Here is a 20,667-nt window from a genome sequence, read left to right on the forward strand (position 1 = left end):
TTGGTTATTGGTTTGTTGTTTATAGTTTCTCGTTTTAAACGCTTGACTGATAACATATAACCTTTAACCTTCCGCGGTGCGGACAATATTTTAACATACTGAGATAAAGAAACAAATAAGTTTTATTAAGTTTAAGAAAGTTTCCTCCCTCCCTGGTCTGGGACCAGAGAGGGAAAAGTTCGTACATAAGCTTACGGATTATTAGTACTACTCGACTATGACATTACTGCCTTTACATCTATAGCCTATCAACGTGGTCATCTTCCACGATCCTTAAAAGAAATCTCATCTTGTGGTGGGTTTCGCGCTTATATGCTTTCAGCGCTTATCCCTTCCAAACGTAGCTACTCTGCGGTGCCCCTGGCGGGACAACAGATACACTAGAGGTTTGTCCAATTCGGTCCTCTCGTACTAGAATCAGATCCACTCAAATTTCTAACGCCCGCAGTAGATAGAGACCGAACTGTCTCACGACGTTCTGAACCCAGCTCGCGTGCCACTTTAATGGGCGAACAGCCCAACCCTTGGGACCTTCTCCAGCCCCAGGATGTGACGAGCCGACATCGAGGTGCCAAACCCCCCCGTCGATATGAGCTCTTGGGGGAGATCAGCCTGTTATCCCCGGCGTACCTTTTATCCTTTGAGCGATGGCCCTTCCATGCGGAACCACCGGATCACTATGCTCTACTTTCGTACCTGATCGACCTGTATGTCTCTCAGTCAAGCTCCCTTATGCCATTGCACTCTACGCACGGTTACCAAGCGTACTGAGGGAACCTTTAGAAGCCTCCGTTACTCTTTTGGAGGCGACCACCCCAGTCAAACTACCCACCAAGCAATGTCCCCCGCAACGCGGGGTTAGGCCTCAGATAAACAAAGGGTTGTATTTCAACAATGACTCCACAACGCCTGGCGACGCCGCTTCACAGTCTCCAACCTATCCTACACATCATTTATCCAAGGTCAATACTAAGCTATAGTAAAGGTGCACAGGGTCTTTTCGTCCCACTGCGGGTAAACGGCATCTTCACCGTTACTACAATTTCACCGAGCTCATGGCTGAGACAGTGTCCAGATCGTTACACCATTCGTGCAGGTCGGAACTTACCCGACAAGGAATTTCGCTACCTTAGGACCGTTATAGTTACGGCCGCCGTTTACTGGGGCTTCAATTCAATGCTTCTCCGAAGATAACATCTCCTCTTAACCTTCCAGCACCGGGCAGGTGTCAGGCCCTATACTTCATCTTACGATTTTGCAGAGCCCTGTGTTTTTGATAAACAGTCGCCTGGACCTCTTCACTGCGGCCCTGATTGCTCAGGGCGACCTTTCTCCCGAAGTTACAGGTCTATTTTGCCTAATTCCTTAGCCATGAATCTCTCGAGCACCTTAGGATTCTCTCCTCAACTACCTGTGTCGGTTTACGGTACTGGTACTTATTGCCTGAAGTTTAGAGGTTTTTCTTGGAAGCCCTTAGGCGCACTATCTCTTTGTCCGAAGACTCCGAGTACTATCGTATTTCACCAGTTCCTGCGCATTTCACTACAGAACCTATAGCTAGGTACTTCAACGAACTATTCCGTCAGTTCGCGGCGCTTTCATCACTCCGTCACCCCATCACAGCAATAAGTAGTACGGGAATATTAACCCGTTGGCCATCGACTGTCCCTTTCGGGTTCGCCTTAGGACCAGACTAACCCACAGCTGATTAGCATAGCTGTGGAAACCTTAGTTTTTCGGTGTGCGGGTTTCTCGCCCGCATTATCGTTACTTATGCCTACATTTTCTTTTCCAGCCGGTCCAGAATACCTTACGATACACCTTCAACCCTGCTGGAATGCTCCCCTACCACTTACAATTGCTTGCAAATCCATAGCTTCGGTAATATGTTTATGCCCGATTATTATCCATGCTCGTCCGCTCGACTAGTGAGCTGTTACGCACTCTTTAAATGAATGGCTGCTTCCAAGCCAACATCCTAGCTGTCTGGGCAGACAAACCTCGTTCTTTCAACTTAACATATATTTGGGGACCTTAGCTGATGGTCTGGGTTCTTTCCCTCTCGGACTTGGACCTTAGCACCCAAGCCCTCACTGTTATCAATCATTATATAGCATTCGGAGTTTGTCAGGAATTGGTAGGCGGTGAAGCCCCCGCATCCAATCAGTAGCTCTACCTCTATATAACTAAAATAACGCTGCACCTAAATGCATTTCGGGGAGTACGAGCTATTTCCGAGTTTGATTGGCCTTTCACCCCTACCCACAGGTCATCCGAAGACTTTTCAACGTCAACCGGTTCGGTCCTCCACTGTGTGTTACCACAGCTTCAACCTGCCCATGGGTAGATCACACGGTTTCGCGTCTAACACTACTGACTAAAGCGCCCTATTCAGACTCGCTTTCGCTACGGATCCATGTCTTAAACACTTATCCTTGCCAGCAACGTTAACTCGTAGGCTCATTATGCAAAAGGCACGCCGTCACCCCACTTAAGGGCTCCGACCGCTTGTAGGCGTATGGTTTCAGGATCTATTTCACTCCGTTATTCACGGTTCTTTTCACCTTTCCCTCACGGTACTGGTTCACTATCGGTCTCTCAGGAGTATTTAGCCTTAGCGGATGGTCCCGCCAAATTCAGACAGGGTTTCACGTGCCCCGCCCTACTCAGGATACCACTATTCATTACATTTATTACCCATACGGGGCTATCACCCTCTGTGGCCCGACTTTCCAGCCGGTTCCGGTTCTGCATGCATAAAATGTCGTGGTCCTACAACCCCAACTATGCCGTAACATAATTGGTTTGGGCTAATCCGCGTTCGCTCGCCACTACTTACGGAATCACTTTTGTTTTCTTCTCCTCCGCCTACTTAGATGTTTCAGTTCAGCGGGTTTGCCCACCTATCGGTGTACTATGTCTTCAACATAGTGGGTTGCCCCATTCGGATATCTGCGGATCGATCGATGTGTGCTCGTCCCCGCAGCTTTTCGCAGCTTATCACGTCCTTCTTCGCCTCTGAGAGCCTAGGCATTCCCCATACGCCCTTATTTTGCTTATTGTACCAATCTTGTTACTTAAAACAAGACCGTTTTTTTTGTTTTTGTTACTTATAACAAAAACGCTTTCTACTTTCTTATTATTTTCTTATCTCAATATGTCAATGAACTTTTATCTACTCCTTGGAGCAAATCAGTGGAGAATAACGGAGTCGAACCGTTGACCTCCTGCGTGCAAGGCAGGCGCTCTAGCCAGCTGAGCTAATCCCCCATTTCTTTAGTGATGAGTTATTAGTTATGAGTTATGAATTATTGCTCATAAGGTCTCAACCCCTAAAATTTCCTTTTAATTAAGTCAAATAGTAGTCCCGGGCAGACTCGAACTGCCGACCCCTACATTATCAGTGTAGTACTCTAACCAGCTGAGCTACGAGACTCTGTTTTACTTAATTGTTTATCATTTTTTAAATCAACAGCAAGAGTAATACAATCTAAAATTCCAAACCTGTAGAGTGGCATCTTGTTTCCCATTCGTGCCCTGAGGCTAACAAAATGGGCTCTAGAAAGGAGGTGTTCCAGCCGCACCTTCCGGTACGGCTACCTTGTTACGACTTAGCCCTAGTTACCAGTTTTACCCTAGGCAGCTCCTTGCGGTCACCGACTTCAGGCACCCCCAGCTTCCATGGCTTGACGGGCGGTGTGTACAAGGCCCGGGAACGTATTCACCGGATCATGGCTGATATCCGATTACTAGCGATTCCAGCTTCACGGAGTCGAGTTGCAGACTCCGATCCGAACTGTGACCGGCTTTATAGATTCGCTCCCCCTCGCGAGGTGGCTGCTCTCTGTACCGGCCATTGTAGCACGTGTGTAGCCCAAGGCGTAAGGGCCGTGATGATTTGACGTCATCCCCACCTTCCTCACAGTTTGCACTGGCAGTCTTGTTAGAGTTCCCGACACTACTCGCTGGCAACTAACAACAGGGGTTGCGCTCGTTATAGGACTTAACCTGACACCTCACGGCACGAGCTGACGACAACCATGCAGCACCTTGTAAACTGTCTTGCGAAAGATCTGTTTCCAAATCGGTCAGTCTGCATTTAAGCCTTGGTAAGGTTCCTCGCGTATCATCGAATTAAACCACATGCTCCACCGCTTGTGCGGGCCCCCGTCAATTCCTTTGAGTTTCAAACTTGCGTTCGTACTCCCCAGGTGGGATACTTATCACTTTCGCTTAGCCACTGAAGTTGCCCCCAACAGCTAGTATCCATCGTTTACGGCGTGGACTACCAGGGTATCTAATCCTGTTCGCTACCCACGCTTTCGTCCATCAGCGTCAATCAACCAGTAGTAACCTGCCTTCGCAATTGGTATTCCATGTAATCTCTAAGCATTTCACCGCTACACTACATATTCTAGTTACTTCCTGGTAATTCAAGTCCTGCAGTATCAATGGCCGTTCCATCGTTGAGCGATGGGCTTTCACCACTGACTTACAGGACCGCCTACGGACCCTTTAAACCCAATGATTCCGGATAACGCTTGGATCCTCCGTATTACCGCGGCTGCTGGCACGGAGTTAGCCGATCCTTATTCTTACGATACCGTCAAGCTCCTTCACGAAGGAGTGTTTCTTCTCGTACAAAAGCAGTTTACAATCCATAGGACCGTCATCCTGCACGCGGCATGGCTGGTTCAGGCTTGCGCCCATTGACCAATATTCCTCACTGCTGCCTCCCGTAGGAGTCTGGTCCGTGTCTCAGTACCAGTGTGGGGGATCTCCCTCTCAGGACCCCTACCCATCGTTGCCTTGGTAAGCCGTTACCTTACCAACTAGCTAATGGGACGCATGCTCATCTTTCACCGTTGTGACTTTAATTATAAAGTGATGCCACTCTATAATACCATGAGGTATTAATCCAAATTTCTCTGGGCTATCCCTCTGTGAAAGGCAGATTGCATACGCGTTACGCACCCGTGCGCCGGTCTCTATCTCCGAAGAAATATACCCCTCGACTTGCATGTGTTAAGCCTGCCGCTAGCGTTCATCCTGAGCCAGGATCAAACTCTTCATCGTATATTTTAATATTATATAGTCGATGCCTTATTCCAGTCGGTTTGTCTCGAATCTCTCGATTCTATTACTCTTATTCTATTTTGTCTCGTCTTGTGACGAGACGGCTGTCAATTCAATATGTCTACGAACGTAATTTTGTTTCCTTCGCTTGTTTCTCAAAGCGGGTGCAAAACTAGAAATTCTTTTTGTTTCCTGCAAGAAAAATTTAAAAAAAATTGAAACTTTTTTTTCGTCTCAGTTTTTCAACCTTTCCTCCCAATCCCTCAATGAACTTCCCGTATTTGCGGGGTGCAAATGTAAAAGCATTTTTCAAATCTCACAAGCTTTTCCGAATCTTTTTTTTTGAAAATCTCTTCCCATTTGATCCTTCTTTCCTGTCAGTATTTCTGTGAACGTTTTCGCTGTTGCGGGTGCAAAAGTAGCACCTTTTTCCGCTTTCGCAAGCTTTTTTTCTATGTTTTTTTGTCTTTTTTTTGATCTTTTCCCTAACTTACTGGTAACGGCTTGTTTACAGATTGAATTTTTTTAACAACAAGTAAGATTTTTCTCCATTAATCTATTAATTTGATATTTATTGCTCTTTTCGGATTTCTGTTTTTATGGAATTTTCAAACTTTGAAGCCGCTTTTTAAAGATAAACCTTCTTATGAAAACAGCTCCACTAGCCCCGATAGAAGCGGAAATCCTTTTTGTGGCGGGGTTCGCCACAAAAAGATTGCAGCGGATAGCGGGAAATTGCTCCTCAAAATTTAAATCCCAATTTTTGAAATTCAAAATCCCATTTTACAATCTCTTAAATACCATCTTTCTTTCACGTCCTTTATACGCATTAGACGCACTGCGGTGCGTCTCTACGGAAAAATTGAATTACACTATTATATATATGTATAAAAAACAAACCCGACAGATTTTGCAAACTGTCGGGATGTTTATCATTATACATATAATACAAATGGATTTTATTTTCTGATTCTAAACATTCTTTTATTTACAACCGAACATCAAAGTTTCTGGTCAACAGTCATTGTTGTTCTTAATAATTGTTGTTACTGCTCCAGAACTGTATTCCGGTGTACTTACCAAAACAACTGATTTATCTCCAAATAAATCGTAAGACAGACCTTGTGGACCAATACCCGTTTTTGAAAAATTAAATTTTTGAAGATTTAAATCGTTCCAGTTGTCAGATAATAGTTCCATTGATTTTTTTTGAATCTCAGTATTCCATTGCAAATCACTTATCATAACTTTTTTTGCACTTTTCAGATAATTTAATTTTCTGGAATAATTTGATGGAATATCACTTGGAATTAAATAATCTATATCATTTGACTTATACCCAACTTTTGCCAACTTTTCATTAATAATATCTTCCAGCTCTATAAAAGGTTTATTGATTAGGTTTTGAAAAAAACTGAGTTCTTTTTTATCACGCTTAATTTGGTACATATCAGCATGGCACATTTGATCAATTAAAACTAATCCTTTAGGATGCTCTATTAAGTAACTTGACACAGGAAGCCAAACTTTGCATTTTACCTGTTTTGTAATTCCGGTATAAGAAAATGTATAAAAATTATTGTTTTCATTAGAAGGCAAAAAACCTTCTACTCTTACCTGACCATTCTGTAAATTGTGGACTTTAATTTCCATAATCAAATCATTTTTTATTATTTTAACCAAAAACTTTTTAAAAGTTTACAAACTAAACATTAACATGTTTTTAAATAGTGTTTATTTGGATAATCACATAAATCTAAAGATAAAAAAAAATCTCTATGTATACATTTACAGTATTAAAAAGACAGGAAGCAAAAATTAATCTGCTCCCTATCGAAATTATTATTATAGAACTCTTTAATTATAACCTGGATTTTGTTGCAGATTACTATTGGTATCTCTTACAGACTGTGGTATTGGCAAAATACTTCTGAAATCACCATTTGGCGTATGAGTAAACCAAGATTTTTTAGTAAATACTCCAAATCGTATCAAATCTTGTTTTCTATGTGCTTCTCCAATAAATTCCCAAGCAAGTTCATCTAAGAAACCTCCATACTGAATATCAGCGCCTCCTTCTAATTTGGTAATAACACCAGAATCATAAGTTCCATATTTATAAACACTACCTCCATTCAGTTTAGCTCCTGAAACTGTTGCCTTAGCCGGATTGGTATTTTTAAAATCTCTTTGTCTGATTTGTGAAACAATTACTGCTGCTCCTTCAGCATCTCCAGCTCTTAATAGACATTCCGCTTTAATCATCAGTGCATCTGTGTATCTGTAAAAAGGCACATCATTACTTGTTTGCCCAATATCTCCTGTTCCTATTTCATATTTAACCAATCTGTAACCTTCATTAGGCTCACAGCCATTTACGTTTGTCATGAAATTAATATATTCAAATTGTTTACCATCAACCATTATTGGTTCTCCTTTGCTTGTGTATTGCTTACCTCCCAACCAGCAGTCTTTTAATCTTTGATCATCTGGATCGTAAGTATCAATAAATTGAGGAATTCCTCCAGTTCCGTTCCAAGGCCCACCGCTCATTTCAAATGTTGCCTGACTAGGAGCTGCTAAAGATTTAAATGGCCAATAACTTCCTCCGGTTTTAACCTGATCAAAAGGAATAGATAATATTTCTTCCGGAGATCCCTCGTTTTTAATTTTGAAGTTGTCTGCGTAATTACTTGCCAAACTAAATTTTCCACTGTTTATAATATCATTAACCTCAGCCAAAGCTTCATTATATTTAGGAGTACCAATATATACTTGTGCATTTAAATACAATTTTGCCAAAGTCATTTTAACCGCCCATTTTGTAACTTTTCCATAAGTTTCCGTGTTGTTTTCTTCACTTAAAAATGGTAGTGCTGTTTTTAATTCGCTTTCAACAAAATCATACACCTCTTTTCCTGTATTCTGAACTGGAAGATAACCTGGAGGATTGATAAAAGAAGTTACTATAGGAACGTTTCTAAAATTATCTAACAGTAAATAGTAATAAATCGCTCTTAATGCTTTTAGTTCCTGAATTACTTTATCTTTATTTGGGATACCTTCAATTTGTTCTATTTGATATATTGCTCTATTCACACTATTTACTCCTGTATACATATAACTCCAGTTACCCTCTGCATGAGGAAGCGTAGATCCCCAAGTATGCAGATGCATTGTGATGTAATAATCTCCCCAGCCAATACCGTTTCGTTGCGGTGTTACCAAACAGTCTGATGATTCTTCATACAAATCATGTAAACCATCCCAGTTCCAAAAAATTCCTCTAAACGAAGTATAAGCTGGCGCAATAATACTCGTCAAATCTTCTTCAGTAAGCGTTGTGCCTTCAGCAGTTATTTTATCATAAACTGTCTCATCCAAATTTGTGCACCCAGTTCCTAAAAGAAGTAAACCGGAAATAAGGATCTTATATACTATATTTTGATTTTTCATCTTTATTTTTTTTTAAAAAGTTACATTTAAACCTAAAGTAAAACCTCTTGTAGTTGGATATTTATCTCTGTTATCCAATCCTTGCGCCAATACATTGTCTCTAGCAATCTCTGGATCCAAACCTTTGTATTTTGTAATCACTGCCAAATTATTTGCCGAAGCATATACACGCATTGCACTGATAAACTTATAAGGCTTAACGTCGAAATTATAAGTTAGTGTAACATTATCAAGCTTTGCATAATCTCCTTGTTCTAAATAATAACTAACATATGTTTGATTATAATTTAAAACTGCTTTATCATATACTTTATCAAAAGCTGAAGACAACATATTATAATTGATTGTAGGATTTTCGTAGAACATACGCTGAGAGTTCAATATCTGAAAATCGAAAGCTCCAGTCATTACGATACTTAAATCAAATTTTTTATAGGTAAATGTATTCGTCCAACCAGCAACGTAATTTGGTATTCCGTTACCTAAATACTGTTTGTTAGCATCGTTATATAAATCCGGTGTCAATGTTTTTCTGGTTCCATCAGCAGTTTCAATAATCCATTTTCCGTCTGTAGTAATGTCAACCGATTTTAATCCCCAATAATTACCTATGGACTGCCCAACTTCTAATCTATGTGTTGTAAAAGAGATTGGGTCACCAGTATCCCCAGTATTAATAAAGTTTCTATCAATACTATATAAATCATTTGAAAGACTTGTCAACTTATTCTTATTATGTGAAAAAGTCATAGAAGAATTCCAAATAAAATTTTCTGTTTTAACCGGAATTGTATTTAGCAGAATCTCAAAACCTTTGTTTTCCATTTTTCCAACATTTGCAGTAATGCTAGAATATAAATATGGAGGTGTTGGAACAGCATAATCCCACAACATATCACTTGTTTTTTTGTTGTAAACATCAAAACTTCCACTAATTCTGTTATTAAAAAATCCGAAATCAACACCAACATTCACCTCTGCTGTTTTTTCCCAGCGTAAATCCGGATTAGGATTACTTGCGGGTACTAATCCTTTTACCCATTTTCCGTCATTAAAAAAATAACCATCATAATTATATAAAGTCTGAGACAGATACGATTCTCCAGGAATTACCCCTGTAACACCATAACCTCCTCTTAATTTTAAATTGTTTATAGCAGCCACATCTCTAAGAAAAGACTCTTTATTGATACTCCAACCAGCAGAAACAGCCGGGAAATTACCCCATTTATGATTTTGTCCAAACTTAGAAGAACCTTCTCTTCTAATACTAAGCAAAAGATCATATTTATTATTAAAGTTGTAATTAGCTCTTCCAAAGAAACCAATCAATTTATCATCATTTTTATAACTTGCCATAGATGCTTTTCCATCAGAAAGTGCATTACCTGCTCCTAAATTATTATAAGAAAAAGCGTCTGTTGGGAAATCAAAATTAGATGCTGAGAAACCTTCATTGACAGTATATTGATAGCTGTAACCTCCCAGTAAAGTAAATTCGTGTTTATCTAATTTCTTATTATACTTAGAAGTAAGCTCAACGAAGTCTCTGTCTGTCTGGCCAGTACTTCTTGAAGCAACTCCATTTCGACCGTTTATTGTATTTGAATAGTGTTTTTTCGTTTCAGAATATCCATCCAAACCTGAATTTTTATTTTTGGCAAGTAAAGCACTTACATCCCATCCCGGTAATAAATCTAAAGTAATATTAGCCGTAAACCTCTGCCAGGTACTTTGTCTGTCTTGTTTTGTTTCATTTAAGATTGCAACCGGATTGTAATACTGAAATCTATTGGTTTCTGCATATGTGCCATCAGCATTATAAACTGGAGCAGTAGGGTTTCTAATCATTGCCTGTCTGTAAGCATAACCAGCTGTACCAGGTGAAATTCCCATTTTTTGCGTTCCATTCAATAAGTTTAAATTAATTTTTAATTTATCATTAAACATCGTATGATTAACATCAAATGAGAATCTATATTCTTTGTTAAACGTACCATTAAAAACTCCTGTTTGATCTACATAATTTAAGTTCACTACATAGTTTGTTTTAGCAGTTCCACCTTTAAGGTCTAAATTATGATTTTGAGCAAAACTGCTTCTTGAAATTTCATCCAGCCAATTTGTAGTTGCTCCTTCATCTGTAAAAGGCATTTTAGTACCCTGAGCCAATAAACTTCTTAACGCACCTGCATCCAAAAAGTCTGCTTTTTTAGCAAAATTAGATACAGTCGTAAAAGCAGAATATGTTAGGGTTGGCTGTATCTCTTTACTAACTGTTTTTGTTGTAATTAAAATTACTCCATTTGCTCCCCTTGTTCCATAAATCGCTGCAGCAGACGCATCTTTTAATACCTCGATAGAAGCAATTTCATTTGGAGAAACCGTATCGATTCCACCAGGTACACCGTTGATCAAGACCAAAGGAGCCGATCCTCCTTTTAAAGAAGATACCCCACGCAATGAAATATTGGGTGCAGCAGAAGGATCTCCGGAACCATTGCTAATGGTTAGACCTGCAACTTTTCCTTTAATAAGGTCCGAAGCATCTCTAATTGCTCCTCGCGTAAAATCTTTTTCTTTGATACTCGCAATAGCACTTGTAACTCTCGATTTCTTTTGAGTACCGTATCCGACTACCACAACATCGGCTAATTGCTCCGCATTTTCGATTAGCACTACATCTACTTTATTACCTGAAACTGTAACTTCCTGGGATGCAAATCCGACATAAGAAACAACCAATTTAGAATTTGGTTTTTGAAGTGTCATCTGGAAATTACCGTCAAAATCTGACAATACACCATTATTAGATGTATTTTTTTCCATAATTGAGACTCCTGAAATCGGAACTCCATGAATATCTTTTATGGAACCTTGAATCTTTGTTTGTGCAACGGAAGTTAAAAATGTCAAAAGAAAAAAGATGGTAAATCCCAGTTTTTTCTTTAACAGTTTATTTCCAAAATTTTGCAATACTGAATGGTTAGTAAAATTCATAGCTTTTTGGTTTTTGGTTTTTGTTTAGTTAAAAAATGCTTCTTTAATACACTTAATATTAATTGTGTATTTTAAACACTTGTAAAGTTAAATGATAACCAATCTCACGAAAGCCAACAATTTATCCGAAAGCTATATTATATTATCCTCTTATTATCTTTTTTAAGTCAAAACTGATTAAAAAAAATGGTATTCAAAAAAAATATGTTAATTCCATACAACAAAAAGCATGTAATTTCAAAATACATTAAAAAAACATCAATATTAAATACTCAAAATAATCATTTAATAAGATTCATTCAAAAAATCGAGATATTGACAAAAACTAAAAGCCCATCACAATTAATTAAACTAATTTATGATGGGCTTTTAAATATTCTAATTCTAGCTTTACTGTTCTAACCAGCTGCGCAATATTTTCCTTTGGTTATCATTAGCTGATTCTAAAATCTGAAAAGAAAATTTTCTACTATTTGAAACGGTATCTAATTTTTCATTCAGCTGTAAACCTGCATATTTTAAATAATTATTGTAATCAATTGGTTTTGTGGTATAAACATATTCAAAAATGCTATTTAATGAACATCCTGAGATCTTTTCGCAGGATTCCTGAAATTCAGCATCTGTAAAACCGCGCTGTAATTTTTTATAATATTTCCAATATAAAAGACGCATTACATCATCTAAGGATTTTTGATTCTGTGTTGCTTTACGAATAGCAAAATCCAAAACAAGACCAACAGCAGGTCCTTTTTCATAGTAAGAAATAGATTTAGCTGCATTTTCTCCCTGTTTACCAAAAGGGCCGTCACTCCAGGTTTCAAAACTTGCCTGAGTCAAAGATTGATATGATCTGCCTGGAGAATTCTCAAAAGCATTGATGGCACTTTCTAAATTTTGAAATAAAGTCTGCTCACTTATCAAACTAGCTCTCTTTACAATTAGATATTCATAATAAACCGATAAGCCTTCGCTTACCCATAAAAGATTTGTTTTGCTTCCTTTGTCATAATCAAATGGCCCCAATTCAAAAGGTCTGATTCTTTTTACATTATAATGATGAAAATATTCATGAGCCAAAAAACTCATCATTCTGTTCATTGCCTCCGGTTTATGCAAATCTGAACCATCAAAACTAACCGTTGTATTATTGAGGTGTTCGATACCACCCTGCCCCGAGCCAATTCCTATAAATGTATATTGTTTATAAGGTATATCTCCAATTATGGCTACTGCCGATTCAACAACCTTTTTTAGATTGTCCATAAATTTTACTTTATCAAAATCGCCTATTTTATAGCCTATAAAACGGTGTTGGATTCCGTTAACTTTAAAAGAAGGCAATTCTTCTAAATCTCCAATTAATAGTGGACAATCGTATAAAATATCAAAATCCGGAGCTGTAAATTCATTTGTTTTTCCAGCAATTGGTTCTAAGCCTGTTGCGATTTTAAAGTCTTTTTTTATTCCTTCGATTTTTACAGAAACAGAGGTATTAATGTGTCCATCGATATAGACAAACAAACTATTCGGAATTATATAAGCATGTGAAGCATCCAGATAACTATTGGCTACAAACTGTTTATCGGCTTTTACATCATAACTTAAAGTGAATGGTTTATTCTTTGGCGTCTTAATCTGCCAGCTGTTTTCGTTCAGCTTTTTTACAGCTATATTTTTATTATTAACCTTTGCAGTAAAATTTTCTACCATTTTACTGTAATGCATCAATTGATAATAACCCGGCATCCAGTTTGGCATTTTAAAATCAATTGTTTCCTCCTGCCAGCTACTGCAATATAATTCCACATGAAAATAATGATTTTCAGGATCAGGCATCGAAACTACATATTGCAAAACTGGAGATTTCGTTTGTGAAACCACAGATTGAGCAGTTCCCAAAAAAACGAAAGATAAAAGTAAAAAAGCAAATGACTTTCCTTTTTTGCTTTGTGCTAATGAATGTTTCATACAATTAATAAAGTTTAGAGATGTTCATTAAGTGGTATTTTTTCGCCACGAATTACACGGATTTACACGAATTATATTTTTTAAAACACAACGATTTGTGCTAATTTGTGTAATTTGTGGCAAAAAAACTTTTAAACAATAGTTAGATCTAAGATTTGTCTTTACTCACGAAATAATAATAAATCGGAATTCCTAAAAGCACAATTGCCAATCCCGGTATCGAGGAATTGTATTTGTAAATCAAAAGCATAATACAAATAGTCACAGCTGCAATGATATAAATAAAAGGTAAAAACGGATAACCAATAGCTTTATAAGGACGCTCTAAATCTGGTTTTGTTTTACGAAGTCTAAAAATTCCAGCAATGGTTAAAATGTAAAATATTAAAACGACAAATATTACATACTCTAAAAGTTCATTGTATTTGCCGCTTAAACAAAGTGCCGATGCCCAAATACATTGAATCCATAGTGCTTTTTCCGGCACTCCATTTTTATTTAAATGCCCTAATTGTTTAAAAAACAATCCATCTTTAGCCATCGTATGATAAACGCGGGCTCCGGAAAGTATTAATCCGTTATTACATCCGAAAGTCGAAATCATCAATAATATGGCGATGATATAAGTTCCTGAATTTCCAAAAATATGCTGCGATGCTACCACACCTACACGATCGTTTTCAGCATAGGCAATTTCATTTATAGAAAGAACCGACAAATACATCATATTGGTGGCAATATAAATGATGGTTACAATTAAAGTTCCCAAGAAAAGACTTCTTCCGATATTTTTAGAAGGATTTTTTATTTCGCCAGCAATAAAAGTGACATTATTCCAGGAATCACTGCTGAACAAACTTCCGACAAGACTTGCTGCTAAAGCTCCCATAACCGCAAATCCTGAATAAGGAACCAACGTATTTCCATCTAATTTATTAATAGAAAAACCTGTGCTCCAATTTGCTTTCCAAATATCAGCTTTTGCAGCAAGACTAAAACCAAAAATGATAAGTCCAAATAATGCAATTAATTTTACGAGCGTAAAAATAGTCTGAATCATTTTTCCTTCTTTTACGCCTCTTGTATTCACATAGGTAAGAAAAACAACCAGAATTATTGATGTTAATTGTGCTGCTGATATTTGTAAAAAACTGAAATCTATGATAATATTTTTTTCGCTTAACGAAGGAAAAACATAAGCCGCAAATTTGCTAAAAGCAACCCCAACCGCAGCGATAGAACCAGTTTGTATCACTGCAAAAAAACTCCAGCCGTACAAAAAACCGGTAAGTGAATTGAAAGCTTCTTTTAAATAAACATATTGTCCTCCAGCCTTCGGAAACATACTGCTCAACTCTCCATAACTAAGTGCTGCGGCAATGGTTAAAAAGCCCGTAAATAACCAAATCAGTAATAAAGCACATGCCGATCCAACATTACGAACGATATCTGCACTAACAATGAAAATTCCTGATCCAATCATAGAACCCGCAACAATCATGGTAGCATCTAATAATCCTAATGATCTTTTGAAATTATTTTTTTCTGTTGTTGATTCCATATTTCCTTGTTGTTTTGTTTTTTTGTTTTTGAATGAAAATCTGTTTTTAGAAGCTGTATCTACCCAAACCTTTCTACTTCAAAAGCATCAATATTCATACTTGTAGCTTCTCTGTTTACAATTTCTGAAACCAATTTTCCTGTGCCCGGGCCAAGACTTAATCCCATCATAGAATGTCCGGTTGCAACCACCACATTATTGTATTTTTTTATTCTTCCAATATAAGGCAGTCCATCTGCAGAACATGGTCGGTAACCATACCAAATATCTTCTTCTGATGGTTTTTGAATATCAAATTCCGGCAGGAAATCTTTAACTGCATTTAATATTCCGTTGATACGATGATATTGTGGCTTTTCAGTTGTAGGTACTACCTCCATTGTACCTCCAAATCTAATTTTGTTGCCATCCATAGGCGCTATAGCAACTCTGCCTTCAGCCAGAATAATGGGATGATTTACTTTATAATCAGAATTTTCTAGTGTTATCGAATATCCTCTTCCGGGCATTAGTGATACTTTGGCATTTACTAAAGCCGCAATTTCTCTTGTCCACGATCCCGTTGCAATGACAATTTCATCCGCTTCATAAGACTGTTTATCAGTAATTACTTTTTTAACAACATTATTCTCTTTTTCAAATGAAACCACAGTTTCTCCCGATTGAAACTGAACACCATTTGCTACTAAATGCTCCTTTAAAACTTTCATTAATTTATTTGGATAAACATGTGCATCACAATTGAACTGCACAGCTCCTATTGCATTAATTTTGGTTTGAGGTTCTAATGCCTGCAGCGCTTCATAATCCAGTAAGTTTACATCTAAACCTAATTCTCTTCCTTTAGAAACAGTATGTTCTGCGTGTTTAGCAACTGCTTCGGTTTGAAAAACTTCCAGCATTCCTTTGTGTTCGTAAGCAAATTCAAAGCCTGGGATTTTTTTCCACTCTAAAAACTCGTTCTGACTCAATAAGGATATATCTCGAAGCGGAATAGCCGATTTGGCAACATTTGTTTCGGTAGCACTTTTTACAAAATTTAATCCCCAATCCAATAATGCTTTATTAAAAGAAGGCTTTACATAAAACGGACTTTTAGAATTAAACATCCATTTGAATCCCTGCCAGACAATTCCAGGTGCTGCTAATGGTATAAAGTGACTCGGACAGACATATCCTAAATTGCCATAAGAACAATTGTTTTCAAAATTATCTTTGTCTATCACAGTAACTTTACAACCACTTTGCTGTAAATAAAATGCCGAACTCAATCCTATAATTCCTCCACCTATTACTACTACCTGTTTCATAAATGTGCTTGTATCTTAATTAAAATTTGTAAAATTTCCAGTTGGTTTTAAAATCTCTTTGCAAGGATTGATTAGTCAATAATGCTCTCAACAATTCAATTGGCATCGCATTTTCTCTCAAAATAGCATCATGATATTGCTGATACGTCATTTTCCCGCTTGTGACTAATTCTTCTTTTAAGGCAGTAAACTGCAATCCACCCAGCATATAAGCAATTTGGTATAACGGACTGTAACCGCCTACAAATGATCTTCGTACTTCGCCTTCAGCATTGGCACGTTCATGTCCTACGCGATCAACTAAAAAATCAATACATTGCTGCGGACTCCATTTTCCTAAATGATAGTTTAACGAAAAAATAATTCTTGCACAGCGATGCATTCTCCAAAACAGCATGCCGATTTTATCTTGTGGTGTTTGAGGAAATTTCAAATCCCATAACAGCATTTCCCAGTACAATGAATTTCCTTCCACCCAAAACGGAGTATCAAAATGACGGTATGCTTTGTATCGATCTCTCATAAATTGTTGTAGATGATGTCCCGCAATTAATTCGTGATGAATAGTCGCTCTGGAAAAATTTGGATTATTACCGCGCATGCTCATCATCTTTTCACTATAACTCATAGTACTTGTTGGATAGGAAATAATAAGAGATTCTCCGCCTAGAAAAAAGGGATTAATTTTTTGCGCTTCGGGAGACATCATGTACATGCGCCAGCTTTCTTCTGCAATTGGCGGTATGGTCAAAAGATTATTTTGTTTTAAAAAATCTACCGACTGATTGTATAAATCCAACATTGCCTGCGGTTGATCTCCAGGTGCCACAAAAGAGTTTTTAACTTTTTCTTGCGCTGCTTTCCAATTGTCTCCAAAGCCCATTTCACGAGAGGCTTTTAATAATTCGGCATCACACCAGGCAAATTCTTTATTCGCAATAGCCACCAATTCTTCAGGAGAATACGGTATAAACTCCGTTTGCAGCTGACGAATTAATTCTTCTCTGCCAATTGGATTTCCAACAATACCGCTTCCATCTTCTTTTTGAGTACTGGCATCTTTTCTTTTTGACTTTAAAAGCAAAGCATATTCTCCTAAAGCAACATCAACTTCACTGTAAGTTTTGGGAACCCACCAGGAAAATAAGGGATCGTAACCATTATAAAAGTCAAAATAATTCTTTAAAATTTGCTGTAATCCTTTTGCGTGAGAAGTAGCAAATTCTGAAGAAACTTTATCCAAACCTTCAATTTTCTCGACTTTTTTGATTTGATCTTTGATGGTTTTGCGTAAATCTTCCAGTTCTTTCGCAACTAGTTCTCCATTTACTTTAAGTCCTCTTCGGCGTGGTTTTTCTAAGCCATAAATTTTTTCATCAAAAGGAAAATAGATTTTAATCTTATCATATACTTTTTGCTGCTGTTGTAATTCGTATTCTTCGTTGTTTAAATTTCTATTAAATAAAATATAATCCACTTTGCCATTAGTACTCATGGCATCAAAATTTAAACTTTGGAGTTCTTTTTTATAATCTGAAATTAATTGAAGCCGACGAGTTCTTCGTTCTGGAGTATTGTAATTGTTTTCATTATACTGAACACCAAAAGTATCAGCATTACTGTTGGTGGCATAAAACCGCATAATACTTTCTTTATCGGCTTCATAATGCACCATTGTATTGTTTACTTCGCTCGTTTGCAGATACAAATCAGAATCCTGTGCAAAAAGAGATATTGGACTTACAACAATCAAAATCAATAATCTCGGTAAAAAACTGGTTTTATTTTTTATTATTTTAAGCATTTGTGGTTTTTTGGTTTAATTAAAATAAGTTCCGTTTATTATTGATTTAATTCATTAGTGTTTCGGCTTGGAGGATCAACTCCTAATAAATGTTTTACAAAAAAATCTCGTTTTATCTGTCTTCCATAAGGCCCGCCATCACTGTGACCAACGCCTGGCAAAGGCAGAAACTCAAAAGTTTTTCCCGCTTTTATTAAGGCATCGGCAACACGATAAGTAGATTCTGGCGGTACATTTTCATCGGCTTCTCCAATGACTAACAATAAATCTCCTGTAAGTTTACTGGCATTGGTCACATTAGATTGTTCTTTATAATGTTCTCCAACCGGATATCCCATCCATTGCTCATTCCACCATTGTTTATCGACCCTATTGTCGTGGCAACCGCAGGCGGCAACTCCTGCTTTGTAGAATTCCGGATGAAATAATAAACCGCCTAAAGCATTTTGCCCTCCGGCAGAAGTACCATATAATCCCACTCTTGAATCGTCTACATAAGGATATTTTTTAGCCAATGCTTTTATCCATAAAATACGATCCTCAAAACCGGCATCTTTTAAATTTTTCCAGCAGACATCATGAAAAGCTTTTGATCTATTGGCAGTTCCCATTCCATCAATTTGTACGACTATAAATCCTAACTGCGCCAGACTCTGCATCTCAGTTGTGTAGCGATCCATAAAATTTTTAGGCACAAAAGAATCCTGCGGGCCTGCATAAATACTTTCAATTACAGGATATTTTTTATTAGGATCAAAATCTGCAGGACGGCATATTATTCCCCAAATATCTGTAACTCCGTCTCTCCCTTTCGCATGAAAAGGTTCCGGTAAAGACATTCCTGTAGCGAGATAAGCTGTGGCATCTGATTTTTCAAGATCCATTATTTTTTTTCCATCAGAAGTACGATGAAGTTCAATAATCGTAGCCACATTCGGTTCTGAGTAAGAATCGACATAATATTGTTTGTTTTTCGAAAAAGAAACCAGATGATTTCCTTTTGAAGGAGTAAGATTAATAAGTTTCTTTCCATCAAAACCTATTCGATAATGATGAATATAATATGGATCTTCGTTGGAATTCATTCCGCTTGCCGAAAACCAAATTTCTCTTTTCTTTTCGTCAATACTGTCTACACTTCGAACAACCCATTCTCCTTTTGTAATTTGTTTTTTCTCCTTACCTGTTATCGCATCAATTAAATACAAATGTCTCCAACCGTCTTTTTCAGAAGACATTACAATTTCGTTGCTTTCTTTACCATAATGCGTAAACAATCTGGATTCGTAAATAAAAGTATTGGTCTTTTCATCGATTACAGAACGGGTTTCGGCAGTTTGGGTATTTACTTCGAAAATTCTAAATCTTTGATGGCCTCTTTCTACTTTTTCAAACGTAAAGTAATTTGGATTGTCTTTTCTCCAATGCAATTCTGGCGCATCAAAAAAGTCAATTATTGGAGCATTTACTTTTGTTGTTTTTTGATTTTCGATATGAAACAAATACATTTCATAAGTAGTGAAAGGATCTCCCGGCTGTTTATAAGGCTGGGAATGTAATTCGCCTCGAGTAGTATTGGCTACAGAAGTTAAAACATAATGAACGGGCAAATCGGTAAATGGCGTAATATGATAACCTACCGCATATTTACTATCTGGTGACCAGGCTAAGGAGCCGTATGGTTTTTCTTTTGTGCCGTCTTTTGTGAATTGAATTTCATTTCCTCCAGCGATTGGCTTTATAAATACATTATACTCTTTTATAAAAGCCAGCCATTTTTTATTGGGAGAAATACTGTCTGTCTGAAAAGAATTCCATCTTTGCCATTGCCGATTTAGACTGGGATATTTTGTTTTGTCTTTAGACAGGGAATTTATTTTTTGAATGCTATAATCTGAAAGCTTTACCTGATAATAGTTTTTATCATATTTTAAAGCTATAGAACTTGTTTTGGCATCATAATTTAAACTATCAATAACCAGACTTTTTTGAGGAGTTTTAATTAATGTAACTGAACTTAGGGCATTTCTTAATTTTGGTTCGTCAAATAAAATATTTTTAGTTCCTTTTCCGGCATCAACCAAAATGTATTCGATGATGCTGTCTTTTAGAACATTAGAATACCAAAATGATTTTCCGTCGCTTTGCCACTGTGCTCTTATACTGGTCTTGAAAACGGTATTTTTAACTGCTTTATCCAATAACAAAGCTTTTTTATATCGTTCTAAAATCTCGGTTTTAGAAGGCTGATAGGGTATCATTTCTTTAATCTGCGAGTATAGGTTACAGTTCAGAAATGATACAAAGAAGGCAAAAAGGAGTAAATTCTTTTTCATAGTTATTGGAATACGAGGAAACTTCCCTATTTAATTATAGAAACAAAAATAAGTTTGCCAATAGAACTTTAAACTGCCAAAATCAGGTTTTAAAGTCCTATTCACGATACTGAAAATAAGCTGTAAAAACTTAAAAATAAAGAACGGTTAATT

The 20,667-nt window shown here is 37.2% G+C and carries 8 protein-coding genes, 2 tRNA genes and 2 rRNA genes; all 12 read right to left on the bottom strand.

Annotated elements, in window-relative coordinates:
• Positions 1-181: 181 nt before the first annotated feature.
• A 23S ribosomal RNA gene (locus tag HYN56_RS19445) occupies positions 182-3,062 on the bottom strand.
• Between the two features lie 134 nt (positions 3,063-3,196).
• A tRNA-Ala gene (locus HYN56_RS19450) sits at positions 3,197-3,270 on the bottom strand.
• 92 nt (positions 3,271-3,362) lie between these two features.
• Positions 3,363-3,436: transfer RNA gene (locus HYN56_RS19455), tRNA-Ile, on the bottom strand.
• Between the two features lie 126 nt (positions 3,437-3,562).
• Positions 3,563-5,076: ribosomal RNA gene (locus HYN56_RS19460) — 16S ribosomal RNA — on the bottom strand.
• Together the 16S and 23S rRNA genes with 2 tRNA genes alongside form the textbook arrangement of a ribosomal RNA operon.
• 1,014 nt (positions 5,077-6,090) lie before the next feature.
• Entirely contained in the window at positions 6,091-6,729 is a 639-nt protein-coding gene (locus HYN56_RS19470) for an MBL fold metallo-hydrolase (protein ID WP_146194614.1), read from the bottom strand.
• Positions 6,730-6,933: 204 nt separating this feature from the next.
• On the bottom strand, positions 6,934-8,532 hold the full coding sequence (locus tag HYN56_RS19475; protein WP_109193703.1) for a RagB/SusD family nutrient uptake outer membrane protein: 1,599 nt from the start codon (positions 8,530-8,532) through the stop codon (positions 6,934-6,936).
• Between the two features lie 12 nt (positions 8,533-8,544).
• Entirely contained in the window at positions 8,545-11,532 is a 2,988-nt protein-coding gene (locus HYN56_RS19480) for a SusC/RagA family TonB-linked outer membrane protein (protein ID WP_109193704.1), read from the bottom strand.
• 390 nt (positions 11,533-11,922) lie between these two features.
• Positions 11,923-13,503, bottom strand: coding sequence for a M61 family metallopeptidase (locus HYN56_RS19490; protein ID WP_109193706.1), 1,581 nt, complete (start codon positions 13,501-13,503; stop codon positions 11,923-11,925).
• Between the two features lie 148 nt (positions 13,504-13,651).
• Positions 13,652-15,064, bottom strand: coding sequence for an APC family permease (locus HYN56_RS19495; RefSeq protein WP_109193707.1), 1,413 nt, complete (start codon positions 15,062-15,064; stop codon positions 13,652-13,654).
• Positions 15,065-15,123: 59 nt separating this feature from the next.
• Positions 15,124-16,374 carry an NAD(P)/FAD-dependent oxidoreductase gene (locus tag HYN56_RS19500; protein WP_109193708.1) on the bottom strand — a complete coding sequence of 417 codons (1,251 nt, stop codon included), beginning with the start codon at positions 16,372-16,374 and terminating at the stop codon, positions 15,124-15,126.
• A gap of 19 nt (positions 16,375-16,393) precedes the next feature.
• The gene (locus tag HYN56_RS19505) at positions 16,394-18,178 is read right to left on the bottom strand and encodes a DUF885 family protein (RefSeq protein WP_109193709.1); all 1,785 of its coding nucleotides are present in this window, start codon (positions 18,176-18,178) and stop codon (positions 16,394-16,396) included.
• A 38-nt stretch (positions 18,179-18,216) separates the two neighbouring features.
• Positions 18,217-20,439 (bottom strand): S9 family peptidase, encoded by a 2,223-nt coding sequence (locus tag HYN56_RS19510; protein WP_205727634.1) that lies wholly within the window; start codon positions 20,437-20,439, stop codon positions 18,217-18,219.
• Between the last annotated feature and the right edge of the window lie 228 nt (positions 20,440-20,667).

The sequence above is a fragment of the Flavobacterium crocinum genome, assembly GCF_003122385.1.
Taxonomy (GTDB): domain Bacteria; phylum Bacteroidota; class Bacteroidia; order Flavobacteriales; family Flavobacteriaceae; genus Flavobacterium; species Flavobacterium crocinum.